This is a genomic window from Streptomyces sp. NBC_01003 (assembly GCF_045162695.1).
In the GTDB taxonomy this organism is placed as follows: domain Bacteria; phylum Actinomycetota; class Actinomycetes; order Streptomycetales; family Streptomycetaceae; genus Streptomyces.
The window spans coordinates 2556701-2572709 of sequence record NZ_CP108707.1 but is presented as its reverse complement, the minus strand read 5'-3'; the positions used below and the strand labels follow the sequence as shown (position 1 = coordinate 2572709).

The 16009-nt window shown below is 71.3% G+C and carries 11 protein-coding genes; 5 read left to right on the top strand and 6 right to left on the bottom strand.

The genetic code is table 11. From position 1 onward, the window contains the following. Positions 1–30: 30 nt before the first annotated feature. The 3 genes from OG698_RS11930 to OG698_RS11920 form a co-directional block, all read right to left on the bottom strand. Positions 31–2286, bottom strand: a complete 2256-nt coding sequence (locus OG698_RS11930) for an NHLP family bacteriocin export ABC transporter peptidase/permease/ATPase subunit (protein ID WP_406103060.1) — start codon at positions 2284–2286, stop codon at positions 31–33. Further along, entirely contained in the window at positions 2271–3074 is an 804-nt protein-coding gene (locus OG698_RS11925; RefSeq protein WP_406103059.1) for an HlyD family efflux transporter periplasmic adaptor subunit, read from the bottom strand. The genes OG698_RS11930 and OG698_RS11925 overlap by 16 nt, the downstream gene beginning before the upstream one ends. A gap of 101 nt (positions 3075–3175) precedes the next feature. Continuing rightward, the gene (locus tag OG698_RS11920) at positions 3176–3403 is read right to left on the bottom strand and encodes a type A2 lantipeptide (protein WP_116507716.1); all 228 of its coding nucleotides are present in this window, start codon (positions 3401–3403) and stop codon (positions 3176–3178) included. Positions 3404–3801: 398 nt separating this feature from the next. Here OG698_RS11920 and OG698_RS11915 point away from each other — a divergent pair, with 398 nt between their 5' ends. Further along, positions 3802–4416: a hypothetical protein gene (locus OG698_RS11915; RefSeq protein WP_406103058.1), complete on the top strand. Its 615-nt coding sequence runs from the start codon at positions 3802–3804 to the stop codon at positions 4414–4416. A gap of 131 nt (positions 4417–4547) precedes the next feature. On the opposite strand, the gene OG698_RS11910 is transcribed toward OG698_RS11915, so the two are convergent. The 3 genes from OG698_RS11910 to OG698_RS11900 all read right to left on the bottom strand — a co-directional run bounded on the left by OG698_RS11910 (position 4548) and on the right by OG698_RS11900 (position 8035). Continuing rightward, positions 4548–5687, bottom strand: a complete 1140-nt coding sequence (locus OG698_RS11910) for a lactonase family protein (protein WP_406103057.1) — start codon at positions 5685–5687, stop codon at positions 4548–4550. 101 nt (positions 5688–5788) lie between these two features. Beyond that, on the bottom strand, positions 5789–7144 hold the full coding sequence (locus OG698_RS11905) for an MFS transporter (RefSeq protein ID WP_406103056.1): 1356 nt from the start codon (positions 7142–7144) through the stop codon (positions 5789–5791). A gap of 51 nt (positions 7145–7195) precedes the next feature. Then, positions 7196–8035: a hypothetical protein gene (locus OG698_RS11900; protein ID WP_406103055.1), complete on the bottom strand. Its 840-nt coding sequence runs from the start codon at positions 8033–8035 to the stop codon at positions 7196–7198. 57 nt (positions 8036–8092) lie between these two features. On the opposite strand from OG698_RS11900, the gene OG698_RS11895 reads away from it, so the two are divergent. The 4 genes from OG698_RS11895 (at position 8093) to OG698_RS11880 (ending at position 15914) form a co-directional block, all read left to right on the top strand. Beyond that, positions 8093–9421 carry a 6-phospho-beta-glucosidase gene (locus OG698_RS11895; protein ID WP_406103054.1) on the top strand — a complete coding sequence of 443 codons (1329 nt, stop codon included), beginning with the start codon at positions 8093–8095 and terminating at the stop codon, positions 9419–9421. Between the two features lie 103 nt (positions 9422–9524). Beyond that, positions 9525–12605: an alpha-mannosidase gene (locus OG698_RS11890; RefSeq protein ID WP_406103053.1), complete on the top strand. Its 3081-nt coding sequence runs from the start codon at positions 9525–9527 to the stop codon at positions 12603–12605. A gap of 175 nt (positions 12606–12780) precedes the next feature. After that, positions 12781–14838 (top strand): phosphocholine-specific phospholipase C, encoded by a 2058-nt coding sequence (locus OG698_RS11885; protein ID WP_406103052.1) that lies wholly within the window; start codon positions 12781–12783, stop codon positions 14836–14838. Between the two features lie 146 nt (positions 14839–14984). Beyond that, positions 14985–15914 (top strand): phospholipid scramblase-related protein, encoded by a 930-nt coding sequence (locus OG698_RS11880; protein WP_406103051.1) that lies wholly within the window; start codon positions 14985–14987, stop codon positions 15912–15914. The last annotated feature ends 95 nt before the right edge of the window (positions 15915–16009 follow it).

The window sequence follows — 16009 nt, the reverse complement described above, 5'->3', positions numbered from 1 at the left end:
GCCGCGTACTCCTGATCTGCGTACGTCACGTCAGTGCTCCTTGACCAGCTCGGCGTACGGCCCGCCGGCGGCGACGAGCGCCTCGTGCCGGCCCCGCTCGACGATCTGGCCGTGGTCGAGGACGACGATCTCGTCGCTGTCGCGCACCGTGCTGAGGCGGTGCGCGATCACGACGCAGGCGCAGCCGCGGCGCCGCAGATTGTCGATGATGAGCTGCTCCGTCTCGGCGTCGAGCGCGCTGGTCACCTCGTCGAGCACGAGGATGCTCGGCCGGCGCACCAGGGCCCGCGCGATCTCCAGGCGCTGGCGCTGACCGCCGGAGAAGTTCCGCCCGTCCTGCTCGACCCGGCCCTGGATGCCGCCGGGCCTGCGCGCGATGACGTCGTAGAGCGCCGCGTCCTTGAGGGCGTCGACGACGGCCTCGTCCGGGATCGACGGGTCCCACAGGGCGACGTTGTCACGGACCGTGCCCTCGAAGAGGAACACGTCCTGGTCGACGAAGGACACCGACGCCGACAGGGCGCCCCGCGGAATGTCCTCCAGACGCTGCCCGTCGATGCGGATCGTGCCCTCCCACGGGCTGTAGAGCCCGGAGATCAGCCGGGACACCGTCGACTTGCCGCTGCCCGAGCCGCCGACGAGCGCCACCTGCTGACCGGGTCCGACCGCCAGTGAGAAGCCCGTGAGGAGCGGCTTGTCCAGCGGGCTGTAGCCGAACGTGATGTCGTCGAGCGTGACGTGCCCCTTCAGGCGGCGCGTGCTCGCCGCCGCGTCGGGCCGCGTGTACAGGGCGTCCGCCGGGAAGCTCTCCACGTCCTTGAGGCGCGCCACGTCGGCGGCGAAGTCCTGGATGCGTCCCGCGACACCGTTGAGGCGGGTGATCGGCGCGGTGAAACGCGTGACGAGCGCCTGGAACGCCACGAGCAGGCCCACCGACAGATGACCCTCGACGGCGCGCAGGCCGCCGATCCAAAGGATCAGGGCGCTGTTGAGCGTCGCCAGGGTCGGCGCCACGATGCCGAGCCACGCGCTCGGCACCCCGAGCCGCTGCTGCTCCTCCAGTGTGGTCGCGTGCTGCCCCGCCCAGCGCCGGAAGTACCCGTTCTCGCCGCCCGTCGCCTTCATCGTCTCGATGAGCTGCAGACCTGTGTACGAGGTGTTGGTGAGCCGCGCCGTGTCCGCGCGCAGCTTCTGCGTACGGGTGGCCCGCAGCCGGATCACGATCCGCATCGCGACGACGTTCCCGAGCGCGATGCCCACGCCCACCAGCGTGAGCTGCGGGTCGTACGTCCACAGCAGCGCCGCGTACAGGAGGACGACGACGCCGTCGACGCCCGCCGCGGTCAGGTCACGCGCGAGCGTCTCGGAGACCGCGTCGTTCGACTGGAGGCGCTGCACCAGATCGGCCGGACTGCGCTGCGCGAAGAACGTCACCGGCAGCCGCAGCAGATGGCCGAAGAACCGGGCGCTGCTCAGCGTCGACGCGATGACGCGCCCGCGCAGCAGATTGGCCTGCTGGAGCCAGGTGAGCACGGCCGTGAGTGCCACCATGGCGCCCATCGACGCGAACAGCGCGCCGAGCAACGAGGTCTGGTCACCGATCAGGAACATGTCGATGTACGTGCGGCTGAGCGCGGGCAGCGCCGCGCCGACCGCGACGAGCAGGAGGCTGGCGAGCAGCGCCGCGAGCATCGTGCCCGTCGTACCGCGAAGGCGCGCGGGCAGCGCCCGCAGGACGCCGGGCCTGCGCCCGCCCGTGTGGAAGTCGTCGCCGGGTTCGAGGACGAGGACGACGCCCGTGAAACTGGTGTCGAAGTCCTCGGCGGGCACGAACCTGCGGCCCTTGTCCGGGTCGTTGATGTGCACGCCGCGCCGCCCGAAGCGCCGGCCCATGCCGTCGTAGACGACGTAGTGGTTGAACTCCCAGAAGAGGATCGCGGGCGCCTCGACCTCCGCGAGCGCGGCCGGCTCCATCTGCATGCCGCGCGCGGTCATCCCGTAACTGCGGGCCGCCTTCAGGAGGTTGCTGGCCCGCGAACCGTCGCGCGAGACGCCGCACGCGATGCGCAGCTCCTCCAGCGGGACGTGCCGGCCGTGGTGCGCCAGGACCATCGCGAGGGACGCGGCGCCGCACTCGACGGCCTCCATCTGGAGGACGGTGGGCGTGCGGACGGTGCGATGGCGGCGGCGCGGCGGCTTCGGCGCGGGGCGCGCGCGGCGGCGGCCGTGTCCGGCCGGGGGCAGCTGCTGCTGGACTGCGGGGGAGGGGCTCACGGGAGCAGCCAATCGATCGGGCGCTGCTCGGCGAGGTGCACGGCGCCGGAGGCGGGGGTCATCGAGTCGAGCGCGTACGGGGGTCCGTCCTTGGACGACCACGCGTAACCCGACTTGGTGGAGGGCGACGCGACGAGCTTCACGAGGACCGCGACCGCCGGGCCGCCCTTCGTGAACTGCGTGGCCAGTTCCTTGTCGCCGAGGAACGCCTCGACCCGCTGACTGCTCTGCGCGCCGCGCCCGACTGCCTGCACCCGGCCGCGCAGCATGCCGTACTGCTGGGACGGCGCCGACTGGACGGTGAGGTCGACGTCCGCTCCGACGGGCACGGTGCCCGCGCGGTCCGCGGGGACGTACAGCATCGCGAGGAGGGGGTCCTTGGCGCCGGTCTTCTCGACGGTCGCCACGTCGGAACCGGTGGTGACGACCGCGCCGATCCGAGCGACGAGCGTGGTGACGCGGCCCTCGTCGACGGTCCGCACATAGCGGTCGCCCTGCGGTGTACTGACCTTGAGGAGCGGGGAGTTCGCGGCGAGGCGCTGCCCCTCCTTGGCGAGCACGCCCGTGACCTGACCGGTGACGGGGCTCTGGAGGACGTAACTGCCCTGCGCGTGGGTGAGGACGCCGGGGACCCGCAGCGTCGAGGAGAGCGACCCGGTCACCGCCCACACGGACGCGGCCGCCATCACGACGAGGGTCACGGCCAGCGCGAGTACGCCCTGGGGCCTGGCGAGCCGCACGGGAAGGTCGAGTTCCTCCGGCGACTGCAGTTTGGACAGGGCCTGTTGGCGGAACTGCACGACGTACTTCCCTTACGTGTCTTCCGGTCCGGCGAGGTGCCGGGAGTGCCCAAGGGCCCCGGAACCGGGGGGAGGTTCCGGGGCCCTGGCAGAGCCGTGGCTCAGAGACCAGCGGTCAGGCCGGTGGCGAGGCCGGTGACGGCGGCGGTGTTGACGCCGGTCAGGCCCTCGACGGTGCCGGTCAGGCCGCCGACGACGCCGGAGACGGGGACGATCGAGTCGGCCGTGCCGGTCAGGTTGGCGGCCAGACCGCCGACGAGGCCGCCCGACACGTTGTCGAGGTCGGCGTCGGAGATCTCGAGGGTCTCAACCTGGGGGGTGGAGTTCATGATGTGAGCTGCCCTTCTCATTGGTAATTCTCAGAATGCGTGAATCACTTGCGCAACTCCCGCAGTGCGGAGGATCAAAGCACGATGACGCCTCGCACATCCAATCGGAAGGTCCCCGGTCAGAGGCTGTGCGGGCAGGTAATTACCGCCACGTGCAGGAGTGTTCACGTTGTGGGAGCAGACCCTTCACAGGATCCACAGGTCCGAATTTCTGAGCGGGCTCCATGAATTTCTGCAAAATGGACACTCCCGCATTTTTGGCCGGGGGCACATTTGAGGGTTGTGTGCATTCACAGCACACGGTGACCGGACTGCGCATTCGGTGTGCAGGTTTGCCGGAGGAGTGCGCGGGCCCGCAGGGGGGTTGTCTCCCGGGCCCTGCCGTGAACAATGGGGCGATGCTGGAGTTGTCGCAGGACACAGGCGTGACGCTGCCCGGCGGTGCGGGGGCGGTGCGGTTCGGGATGACGCCCGACGAGGTTCTCTCCCGTCTGGCCGAGGGCGCGATCACACGCAGGCGTCAGTGCATGACACTGACGCGCGAGCAGTACCCGGAGCTGCGGCACGCGCACGACGCCTGGCTCAACGGGCTTCTCCACGAACCGGACTGGGCCTTCGAGGCGGAGTTCGACGGTGTCGCGCTCGGCTTCCGGGGCGGCGGCCCGGGCGCTGCGGACCGGCTGTCCCGGATCGACGTCACCACCACGGACCCCGCCCCCGCGACGCCGGTCGCCTGGGACGACATAGACCTCTTCGGCTACCCGGCGGGCGAGGTCGCCGAGGCGCTGCCCGAGGCCACGCGGCTGCCGGACGGACCGGCGGCGGGAGCGGGCCGGACGGCCACCGGCCTGGTCGTCGAGACCGCGGGACTGCGCCTGTCCCTGTTGACGCCCGCGGCCGCCGGCCAGCGCGTCGTGCTCCTCGGACCCGACGCCCGGTCCTGGCAGGCGTGTTGCGACGGCGCGTGGGAGTGCGCGAAGGAAGGGGACGCGCTCACCGGGATCATGAGGTGACCTGACGGCGGGCACGAAGACGGCCGGCCCCACGCGGGGCCGGCCGTCTTCGTGCCCGCCGTCCTCGTCACGGGAGCCGCCGTCGCCGGTCGGCCTCGTCGGCCGACCCCGCGGCTTCGGGACCCCGCGCGCTACAGCGGCAGCGCGCAGACGGCGATCGGTGCGGCGAACGCGGGACCCTCCGCCGGGGTGAGCCCGCCGCCGCAGTGGTCGACGTGGAAGACGGTCACGGATCCCGACTTCTGGTTCGCGGCGAACAGGAGTTGCTCGTCCGGCGAGAAGGCGATCTGGCGCGGGAAGTCGCCGCCGACGGGCACCGTGTCGAGCAGGCACAGCCGCGCGCCGTCCGCCTCGATCGCGTACCGGGTCAGGCTGTTGTGCCCGCGGTTGGCGAGGTAGGCGAAGCCGCCCTCGGCCGTGACCAGGATCTGCGCCGGGTAGCTGGTGCCCGAACCGGTGCCGGTGGGCTGGGGTTCGCCGGGCGTGAGGCGTCCCGTCCCCGGGTCGTACGCGCAGACGACCACTGTGTTGTCCACCTCGTTGGCGAGGTACGCGAAGCGGCCACCCGGGTGGAACGTGAGGTGGCGGGGGCCCGCGCCCGGGCGCAGGGACGCGTACGACACCTGCGTGAGCGTCCCGGCCGTCGTGTCGAGGCGGTACGTGTAGACGGTGTCGTTGCCCAGGTCGACGGCGAGCACGTGCCGCCCGTCCGGGGACGTGATGATCTGGTGCGCGTGCGGGCCCTCCTGGCCGGGGCCGGGCGCGGGCTTCGAGTGGGTGACGAGAGCGGTGCGTTCACCGAGTGCGCCGGAGTCGGCGATGGGGTGCACGGCGACGCTGCCCGAAAGGTAGTTGGCGCTCAGCAGCCACCGGCCGCTCGGGTGCACCGACAGATGGCAGGGGCCCGCGCCGCCCGTGCTCTGCCGGCCGAGCACGCGCCGGTCCGCGAGCCGGACCGCCGTCACACCGCCGTCCTGTCCCTCGTCGACCGCGTACAGAGTGTGGCCGCGCGGATGCACCGCCAGAAACGAGGGGTCGGCCACCCCGTCGATCGTGCCGGTCCCGGTCACCTGGCCCGTGCTCGCGTCGTACGTGGCGAGCCCGATGCCGCTGCCACCGCCGTCCTGGGAGGTGTATGTGCCGAGGTACAGCGGCCGTCCCGCGCGCGGCGGGCGCGCCTGCGCGGGACCCGCCGCCGCCGTGACGACACCGCCGGCCGCGACGGCCGCGATCCCGCCGAGGAAGCGGCGGCGGTCGGTGCTGCTGCTCATTCCTGGTACCTCCGGGGTCAGAGTGACGTGGCTCCTACCCTGGTGCGTGCCCATTCAACTGGCAAGAGGCGCAACCATGGTTGCACTATGTGCAACGCGCCTCAGCGGTCGAGCTCCTTGTGCGCGCTCTCCGGCAGCCGCAGATACACCACGGACGACACGAGGCAGAGCACGGCGACGTACCAGGGGAAGAGCCCGGCGTGCCCGGTCTCCTTGAACAGCGTGCCGACATAGGGAGCCGTCCCGCCGAAGACGGCGACGGTGAGCGAGTACGGGAACCCGATGCCCGCCGCGCGCACCCGCGCGGGGAACACCTCGGCGTTGACCGCGGCCGAGATCGACGTGAAGCCGGTGAGCAGCACCATCCCCGCGCACTGCACCAGGAGCAGCGAGGCGAACGAGCTGCCGAGCGAGCGCAGCAGCGGCACGCTGAGCAGCGCGAAACCCAGGCCGAAGAAGAGGAGCAGCGGCTTGCGCCCGAACCGGTCCGAGAGCATTCCGCCGACCGGCTGGAGCAGGGCGAAGAAGGCCAGCGCGATGGTCCCCGCGACGAGGGCGTCCGCCTTGTCGATGCCCGCGTTCAGCTCCGCGTAAGTGGGCAGATAGGACGTCCACGTGTAGTAGGCGAGCGTGCCGCCCGCGGTGATGCCGCAGATCAGGAGGGACTCGCGCGGGTGATGGCGCAGCGCGTCGAAGAGGCCCGGCCGCTCGGCCGCACGCTGCTCGGCGCTGCGCGTCTCGTACGCGCCGCGCCGGATCCAGAAGCCGACCAGGCTGAGGAGCGCTCCGAGTACGAACGGCACGCGCCAGCCCCAGCCGTCCATCTGCCCGTCGCCGAGCGTGCTCACCAGCGCCGCCGCGACACCGGACGCCGCGAGCTGTCCGGCGGACGTCGACACGTACTGGAAGGACGAGAACAGTCCGCGCCGCCCCGGGCCCGCCGACTCCACGAGGAAGGTGGTCGAGGCCGCGAACTCGCCCCCGACGGAGAGCCCTTGGAGCAGCCGCGCGAGGACGAGCACCACGGGCGCGAGGACGCCCGCGGCCGCGTATGTCGGGGTGAGTCCGACGAGCAGACTGCTGCCGCCCATCAGCAGGATGGTCACGGTCAGCGCGGCCCGGCGGCCGTGCCGGTCGGCGACCGCTCCCATGAGGAGCCCGCCGACCGGCCGCATGAAGAACCCGACGGCGAACACCGCGAACGTGGAGAGCAGCGGTACGAGGGAGTTGCCCGAGCCCTTGGGGAACACCTGGCCCGCGATGTACGTGGCCAGGAAGGTGTACGCGTACCAGTCGTACCACTCGACGGCGTTGCCGACCGAGGCGGCGAGGAGCTGGCGCAGCGGGCGGCGCGGGGGAGCGGTGTTCAGGGCCCCGGCCGCCGACTCCGACGGGTCCGAGGGGCCGGACGGGGCCGACGGGGAGGGGGACGTGCGATCTGTCATGATCGCGACCATCCCCCGAACCCCGCCGTCCCACACCTCAGGTCCTACGGCCCGAGGTCACGGTCAGCCCTTGCGGTACGAGATCACCGTCGTCGTCACCAGACACGGCGAGGGCGGCACCATCTCCACCCGCAGCGTGCCGCTTGCGGTGTCGTAGTCGACGCCCTCGGCCTCGAACGTGCCCGAGCAGATGCTGCGTTGCGGGATCGCGAACGCGGCCGTGACGTGCCCGGTGACCGGCGAGCCGTCCAGCGGGCGGTCCAGGGCGACCTCCAGGACCTCCTTCGTCGAGCCGTCGGACGAGCACGCCAGATGGGTGGCGTCGGTGAAGTCGCAGCCCTGGATGTTGTCGACCGGCTTGTCGAGAGTGATCTGCCCGGCCTGCGGGAGATTCGCGCCGGGCGCGGGCGCCGACGGGTTGAGCACGGGCGCCGGGAAGACCTGGAGCCGGTTCATGGTGCCCCACTCGCCGGCCACCAGCCACTGCCCGTCGGGCGACACGGACGCGAACGAGTTGTTGAGCAACTCACCCTGATCCAGGGCGTGTTCGTACGTGGTGCGCTTCCCGTCGGGGGCCGTCACCGCGAACATCTTCTTCGTCGTGGCGTCGCTTCCCTGGTACGCGTCGAATGTGTACCCCTGCGCCACATCCGGGTCGCCTATGTGCGACCAGCCCGCCGTGCGCAGATCGAGCGGTACGGAAGCGAGGCCCCGGTACACCAGCGAGCCGTCGGCGTGGCTCGCCAGGCCCTGGCTGCCGGTGAGTGAACTCACCCGCGCGGTGCCGGTCTCGGTCCAGGTGGGCGCGGCCACCGCCGTGCCCGCGCCGAGCGCGAGGGCGCCCAGGGCCGCGGCCAGAGTGAGGAGTTGGCGTCTTGTCCGTCGTTGCGTGGGGGGTTTCATGGCGGCCTCCGCCGGTCGAAGATCGGGTCGCGGACCAGGCTGCCCTACGATCGGCGCATGAGGCTGACGATTCTCGGCGGTGGCGGATTTCGGGTGCCCTTGGTGTACGGAGCGCTGCTCGGCGACCACGCGCCGGGCCGAGTCACCGAGGTCACGCTGCACGACACCGACCCGGACCGGCTGCGGGCCGTCACCGGCGTACTGGCGGAACAAGCCACCGGCGTCCCCGACGCGCCCGCCGTGCACGCCACCACCGACCTCGACGAGGCGCTGCGCGGCGCCGACTTCGTGTTCTCCGCGATCCGCGTCGGCGGTCTCGCGGGCCGCGCCGCGGACGAGCGGGTCGCCCTCGCCGAGGGAGTGCTCGGCCAGGAGACCGTCGGCGCCGGCGGCATCGCGTACGGCCTGCGGACCGTGCCCGTCGCCGTCGACATCGCGCGCCGCGTCAGGCAACTCGCGCCCGACGCCTGGGTCATCAACTTCACCAACCCGGCGGGCCTGGTCACCGAGGCCATGTCACGGCACCTCGGCGACCGCGTCATCGGCATCTGCGACTCGCCCGTCGGACTCGGCCGCCGCGTGGCGCGCGTCCTCGGCGCCGACCCGGGCGAGGCCTGGATCGATTACGTCGGCCTCAACCACCTCGGCTGGCTGCGCGGACTCAAGGTGAACGGCCGCGACGAGCTCCCGCGCCTGCTCGCCGACGAGAAGCTGCTCGGCTCCTTCGAGGAAGGCCGCCTCTTCGGCACGGACTGGCTCCGCTCCCTCGGCGCGATCCCCAACGAGTACCTGCACTACTACTACTTCAACCGTGAGGCCGTCCGCGCCTACCAGGAGGCCGATCGCACCCGCGGCGCGTTCCTGCTCGACCAGCAGGCCGCCTTCTACGCCGACCCGTCGTACGCCAGTTGGGACCGCACCCGCGCCGAGCGCGAGGCCACTTACATGGCGCACAACCGCGAGGCGTCCGGCGCGGGCGAGCGGGACGCGGCCGACCTGGAGGAGTCGGGCGGCTACGAGAAGGTGGCGCTCGCCCTGATGCGCGCCATCGCCCGCGACGAGCGCGCGACGCTGATCCTCAACGTGCGCGGGCGCGGCGCCCTGCCGTCCCTCGACGACGACGCCGTGGTCGAGATCCCCTGCCTCGTCGACGCCAACGGCGCGCACCCCGTCGGCGTGGCGCCGCTGCCCGGCCACGCCACGGGCCTCGTCTCCTCGGTCAAGGCCGTCGAGCGCGAGGTGCTCGAAGCGGCCGAGGGCGGCTCGCGCGCCGCCGCCGTCAAGGCCTTCGCCCTGCACCCCCTCGTCGATTCCGTGACCGTGGCCCGCCGCCTCCTGGAGGGATACACGGAGGCTCACCCCGGCCTCGCCTACCTGACCCGCTAGGGGGTGTCCGGCGGATCAGGGCCGGGTAGGTCGCGGCGAGGTGCCGTGCCAGGCGTCGCGACCCCGGCCCGTGATCCGCCGCCCCCCGAGTAGAGGAGCCCGTATGCACGACGAACTCCGCCGCATCGAGCAGCGCGTCGCCCGCGTCCACGACCAGCGCGTCAAGCCGGCCGTCCACAGCGCCCGGGTCCCGCTCGCCCTCCAGGCCTGGCACGCGACCGGCGAGCCCGTCCCCTTCGCCGAGGCGAAGTCGGCCGCGTACAAGCCGTTCGCTGTCGGCACCCCGTGGGGGCCGCCCTGGGGCACCACCTGGTTCACGGCGCACGGAACGGTCCCCGCCGAGTGGGCGGGCCGCCGCGTCGAGGCCGTCTTCGACCTGGGCTTCGTCAACGACTCGCCCGGCAACCAGGCGGAGGCCCTCGTCCACCTCCCCGACGGCCGCCCCCTCAAGGCCGTCAACCCGCAGAACCAGTACGTGCCCGTGGCCCGCCCCGCGCAGGGCGGCGAAGAGGTCGACTACCTCATCGAGGCCGCCTCCAACCCGGACATCCTCGCCGACCGCTTCGCCCACCCCACCCCGCTCGGCGACCCGCGCACGGCGGGCGACCAGCCGCTCTACACCTTCAGGAGCGCCGACCTCGCGATCCTCGACGAGGACGTCTTCCACCTCTCGCTCGACCTCCAGGTCCTGCGCGAGCTGATGCTGGAGCTGAGCGAACACGAGCCGCGCCGCCACGAGATCGCGCACACGCTCGAAGCCGCGCTCGACGCCCTCGACCTCGACGACATCTCCGGCACGGCCGCCGCCGCCCGGACCGTCCTCGCCCCGGCCCTCGCGAAGCCGGCGCACGCGGGCGCGCACACCCTCTCCTCCGTCGGCCACGCGCACATCGACTCGGCCTGGCTGTGGCCGATCCGCGAGACCAAGCGCAAGACGTCCCGCACCTTCTCGAACGTGACGGCGCTCGCAGACGAGTACGACGAGTTCGTCTTCGCCTGCTCGCAGGCCCAGCAGTACGAGTGGGTCAAGGACAACTACCCGCATGTGTGGGACCGCATCAAGGAGGCCGTCGCCAAGGGCCAGTGGGCGCCCGTCGGCGGGATGTGGGTCGAGTCCGACGGCAACCTGCCCGGCGGCGAGGCCATCGCCCGCCAGCTCGTCCACGGCAAGCGCTTCTTCATCGAGCACTTCGGCGTCGAGACGAAGGGCGTGTGGCTGCCCGACTCGTTCGGCTACAACGCCGCCTACCCGCAGCTCGCCCGGCTCGCCGGAAACGAGTGGTTCCTCACGCAGAAGCTGTCCTGGAACCAGACCAACAAGCTGCCCCACCACTCGTTCTGGTGGGAGGGGATCGACGGCACGCGGATCTTCACGCACTTCCCGCCGGTCGACACCTACAACGTGGAGTTCTCCGGCAGGGAGATGGCGCACGCCGTCCGCAACTACCAGGACAAGGGGCGAGGCACCCGGTCCCTCGCGCCCTTCGGGCACGGTGACGGCGGAGGCGGACCCACCCGCGAGATGCTGGAGCGCGCCCGCCGCCTGGCCGACCTGGAGGGCTCCGCGAAGGTCAGGGTCGAGCACCCGGACGCCTTCTTCGCCGAGGCGAGCAAGGAGATCCCCAAGGACCAGGTGTGGTCGGGCGAGCTCTATCTGGAGCTGCACCGTGCCACGTACACCTCGCAGGCCCGCACCAAGCAGGGCAACCGCCGCAGCGAACACCTCCTGCGCGAGGCAGAGTTGTGGGCCACGGCCGCGGCCCTGCGCGCGCCGGGGTACGCGTACCCGTACGAGAAGCTCGACCGGCTGTGGAAGACGGTGCTCCTGCACCAGTTCCACGACATCCTGCCCGGGTCGTCCATCGCCTGGGTGCACCGGGAGGCCGAGGCGGAGTACGCGCGCGTGGCGGTCGAACTCGAGGCGCTCACGGCGGAGGTGGTCGGTGCGCTGGGGGGTGGCGAGCGCGGGCCGCACGTGTTCAACACCAGCCCGTACGCCCGTACCGAAGTGATCCGCACCCCGGCCGGAGACCTGGTCCGCACCCACGTGCCCGCCAACGGGTCGGCGCCGCCGGCCCCCGCCGCCCCCGACCACCCCGTCACCGTCACGGACGGCCGCACGCTCGACAACGGGCTCGTGCGCGTCGTCATCGGCCCCGACGGGACGCTGGCCTCCGTGTACGACCTGACCGCGGAACGCGAGGTGCTCGCCGGCGCCGGCAACCTGCTCCGCCTCCACAGCGACCTGCCCAACTACTGGGACGCTTGGGACATCGACAAGCACTACAAGAACCACTACCGCGACCTCCTCGACGCCGAGTCCGTGACGGTGACCGAGGAAGGGCCGCTGCGTGCCGCCGTCCGTGTGGAGCGCGCCTTCGGCAAGGGCTCCCGCATCACGCAGACCGTCACCCTGCGCGCGGGCAGCAAGCGCGTCGACGTCGAGACCGAGATCGACTGGCACGAGACCGAGAAGATCCTCAAGGCCGCGTTCCCCGTCGACATCCGCGCCGACCACTCCAGCGCCGAGATCCAGTTCGGCCACGTCAAGCGCCCCACGCACACCAACACCAGCTGGGAGGCGGCCCGCTTCGAGGTGTACGGCCACCGCTGGGTCCACATCGGCGAACCCGGCTACGGCGTCGCGGTCCTCAACGACTCCACGTACGGCCACGACGTCTCGCGCACGACCCGCGACGACGGCGGCACGACCACCACCGTTCGCCTCTCCCTCGTGCGGGCCCCGCGAGTCCCCGACCCGGAGGCCGACCAGGGCGCGCACCGCTTCACCTACTCCCTGCTGCCCGGCGCGAGTATCGCCGACGCGGTCGCCGAGGGGTACGCGCTCAACCTTCCGCTACGGGTGGCCGGTTCGGGCGGTGCGCCGGAGCCGGTGGTGTCGGTGGACGGCGACGGTCTGACGGTGGAGGCGGTGAAGCTCGCCGACGACGGCTCGGGCGATGTCGTCGTGCGGCTCTACGAGTCCCTCGGCGGCCGGGCCGCGGGCACGCTGCGCACGGGCTTCCCGCTCGCCGGCGTCCAGGTCACCGATCTCCTGGAGCGTCCGCTCGCGCGGCAGCCGGAAGAGGTGCGGATGTCGGCGGACGGCGGTGACGCGGTGCGGGTGGCGCTGCGGCCGTTCCAGATCGTGACGCTGCGGCTCGCGGTGGGCGGCCGGGGCTGAAGTCGTCGTCAGTGGGGAGGGCCGGTTGGACCTCCCCACTGATCCCGGCCCCGTGATTGTTTCTGACGCATACGGCGAATTTTCATGCAAGTGTCATCACCCCTTCCCCTCTGACCGGTCCTCTTGGAACACTCTGTTCGCTTCTGTCCCCACACACCCAAGAGGCCCCACACCCATGCCTGAACTCAACCGGCGGCGTTTCCTGCAGATAGCGGGCGCGACCGCGGGCTTCACCGCCCTGTCGAACAGCATCGACCGCGCCGCGGCCATCCCGGCCGCCCGCGTCAAGGGAACTGTCCAGGACATCGAGCACATCGTCGTCCTGATGCAGGAGAACCGGTCCTTCGACCACTACTTCGGCACGATGAAGGGCGTCCGCGGCTTCGGCGACCCGCGACCGGTGACGCTCCCCAGCGGCAAGCCCGTGTGGAACCAGGCGAGCGGTGCCAAGGAGGTCCTGCCCTACCACCCCGACGCGGCGGACCTGGGCATGCAGTTCATCGCGGGCCTCGACCACGACTGGGCCGGCGGCCACAGCGCGTTCAACAACGGCAAGTACGACAACTGGATCGCCGCCAAGGGCACGGGCACGATGGCGTATCTGACGCGCCAGGACATCCCGTTCCACTACGCGCTCGCCGACAAGTTCACGGTGTGCGACGACTACCACTGCTCGTTCATGGGGGCCACCGACCCCAACCGCTACTACATGCTGTCGGGCCACGTCGGCAACGACGGCACCGGCGGCGGGCCCGTCCTCGGCAACCAGGAGGCCGGCTACGGCTGGACCACGTACGCCGAGCGCCTGGAGAAGGCCGGGGTCTCCTGGAAGGTCTACCAGGACATCGGCGACGGCCTCGACGCCGCCGGGAGCTGGGGCTGGATCGACGACGCCTACCGTGGCAACTACGGCGACAACTCGCTCCTCTACTTCAACAACTACCGCAACGCGAAGCCGGGCGACCCCCTCTACGACAAGGCCCGCACCGGCACGAACGCCAAGGCGGGCGACGGCTACTTCGACGTCCTGAAGGCCGACGTCAAGGCAGGCAAGCTCCCCAAGATCTCCTGGATCGCGGCGCCCGAGGCGTTCTCCGAGCACCCCAACTGGCCCGCGAACTACGGCGCTTGGTACATCTCGCAGGTCCTCGACGCGCTCACGTCCAACCCGGACGTGTGGAGCAGGACGGCGCTGTTCATCACGTACGACGAGAACGACGGCTACTTCGACCACGTGGTGCCGCCGTACGCCCCCGCCTCCGCCAACCAGGGCCTGTCCACCGCCGACACCACGCTCGACTACTTCAAGGGCAACGCGAGCTACTCGGCGGGCCCCTACGGGCTCGGCCAGCGCGTCCCCATGCTCGTCGTCTCGCCGTGGTCCACGGGTGGCTACGTCTGCTCCGAGACGCTCGACCACACCTCGATCCTGCGGTTCATGGAGAAGCGCTTCGGCGTCAAGGAGACCAACATCTCGCCGTGGCGCCGCGCCATCTGCGGCGACCTCTCCTCCGCGTTCGACTTCTCCCTCACGAACACGACCCCGGCACAACTGCCCAGCACCGCCGGGTACCTGCCGCCGGACCACGACCGGCACAACAGCTACGTGCCCAAGCCGCCGGCCAGCCCCGTGCTGCCCAAGCAGGAGTCGGGCTCCCGGCCCGCGCGCCCGCTGCCGTACGCGCCCTACGTCGACGGGGTCTCCACGCCGTCGACCGGCAAGTTCCAGCTCACGTTCAGCGGCGGGCCCTCCGCGGGCGCGGCGTTCCAGGTGAGGTCGCTCAACCGGACCGACGGCCCCTGGACGTACTCCACCGAGGCCGGTAAGTCGATCTCGGACGCCTGGAACTCGACCTACTCCGCCGGGAAGTACGACCTCACGGTGCACGGCCCTAACGGGTTCCTGCGCGCCTTCAAGGGCACCAACACGGTCGCCGAGCCCGGGCTCACCGCCCGCCACGACGCGAGCACGGGCAACCTCACGCTCACGCTGACGAACCCCACCGGCGCCGACGTCCACCTCACCGTGACCAACGCCTACGGCGGACAGCCGCAGACGTACACGGTGCGGGCCGGTGCCACCGTCACCCAGACCGTCGACCTGCGCGCGACCAAGCGCTGGTACGACCTGAAGGTGACCGCCGACAGCGACAGCACGTACCTGCGCCGCCTCGCGGGCCATGTCGAGAACGGACAGGCCGGCGTGAGCGACCCCGGGATCCTCACGGTCTGACCCGTAAGGGCTTGGCTTAGATCTCGAAGACCTCGCCGACACTCGAAAATCGCGCCGCTGCCCGTTCCGTACCGGTTCGGGCGGCGGCGTACGTCACATCTGTCCGGCCTGGATGCCATCACAGGATGGCGCGATAGTGTGCCCGGGTGACGACGCATTCGAACACCCCGGCAGGCTGGTACCCCGACCCCCAGGGCGCGCCCCAGACCCTGCGGTGGTGGGACGGCGCGCAGTGGACCGAGCACACCAGCCCTGTGCAGCAGTCCGCGGGCCAGCAGGTCCCGCAGCAGGCGCAGCGACAGCCTCAGCAGCAGCATGTGCAGCAGCCGGTCCAGGGCCAGTTCGCGCAGCAGCAGCAGCAGCACGCGACCGGCCCGTACGGGCAGCAGGCCCCGCAGCAGCAGTACGTCGACCCCGCCAAGGTGCAGCGCCAGGTGCAGCACCAGGCCGGTGTCGCGCCCACCGCGCAGGGCGGCGGCAGCCTCTTCACCGAGCCGATCCTGGTGGTGAACCAGAAGGCCAAGCTGATCGAGCTGACGAACGAGTACACCGTCATGGATCAGAACGGCGCCCAGATCGGCTCCGTCGTCCAGGTCGGCCAGAGCACCCTCAAGAAGGTCGCACGCTTCGTCTCCAGCCTCGACCAGTTCATGACCCACAAGCTGGAGATCCGCGACGCGTACGGGCAGCCGCAGCTCGTCATGACGCGGCCCGCGAAGTTCATGAAGTCGCGTGTCGTCGTGGAGCGCCCGGACGGCTCGCCCGTCGGCGAGATCGTCCAGCAGAACATGATCGGCAAGATCAACTTCGGGATCAACGTGAACGGCCAGCAGATCGGCGCGATCAAGGCCGAGAACTGGCGGGCCTGGAACTTCGCGATCGTCGACCACGCCGACAACGAGGTCGCCCGCATCACGAAGACGTGGGAGGGACTCGCCAAGACGATGTTCACGACCGCGGACAACTACGTCCTCCAGATCCACTACCAGCTGCCCGAGCCGCTCCTGAGCCTCGTCGTGGCGACCGCCCTCACGGTGGACACCGCCCTCAAGCAGGACGCGCGCGGCTTCGGCTGACCGGGCCGGCGCCCAGGGCCTCTCGTTTGGATCATGCCGGGCTCGCAGGGTCTGGCACCGCACCTCGCGGCGTTGTCGGCAGTCGCCGAACCCCC

Excerpts from the sequence above, each read along its gene's own strand:
- OG698_RS11920 (WP_116507716.1), bottom strand. The coding sequence starts at position 3,403 with ATGAACTCCACCCCCCAGGTTGAGACCCTCGAGATCTCCGACGCCGAC.
- OG698_RS11915 (WP_406103058.1), top strand. The coding sequence starts at position 3,802 with ATGCTGGAGTTGTCGCAGGACACAGGCGTGACGCTGCCCGGCGGTGCG.
- OG698_RS11910 (WP_406103057.1), bottom strand. The coding sequence starts at position 5,687 with ATGAGCAGCAGCACCGACCGCCGCCGCTTCCTCGGCGGGATCGCGGCC.
- OG698_RS11905 (WP_406103056.1), bottom strand. The coding sequence starts at position 7,144 with ATGGTCGCGATCATGACAGATCGCACGTCCCCCTCCCCGTCGGCCCCG.
- OG698_RS11900 (WP_406103055.1), bottom strand. The coding sequence starts at position 8,035 with ATGAAACCCCCCACGCAACGACGGACAAGACGCCAACTCCTCACTCTG.
- OG698_RS11895 (WP_406103054.1), top strand. The coding sequence starts at position 8,093 with ATGAGGCTGACGATTCTCGGCGGTGGCGGATTTCGGGTGCCCTTGGTG.
- OG698_RS11890 (WP_406103053.1), top strand. The coding sequence starts at position 9,525 with ATGCACGACGAACTCCGCCGCATCGAGCAGCGCGTCGCCCGCGTCCAC.
- OG698_RS11885 (WP_406103052.1), top strand. The coding sequence starts at position 12,781 with ATGCCTGAACTCAACCGGCGGCGTTTCCTGCAGATAGCGGGCGCGACC.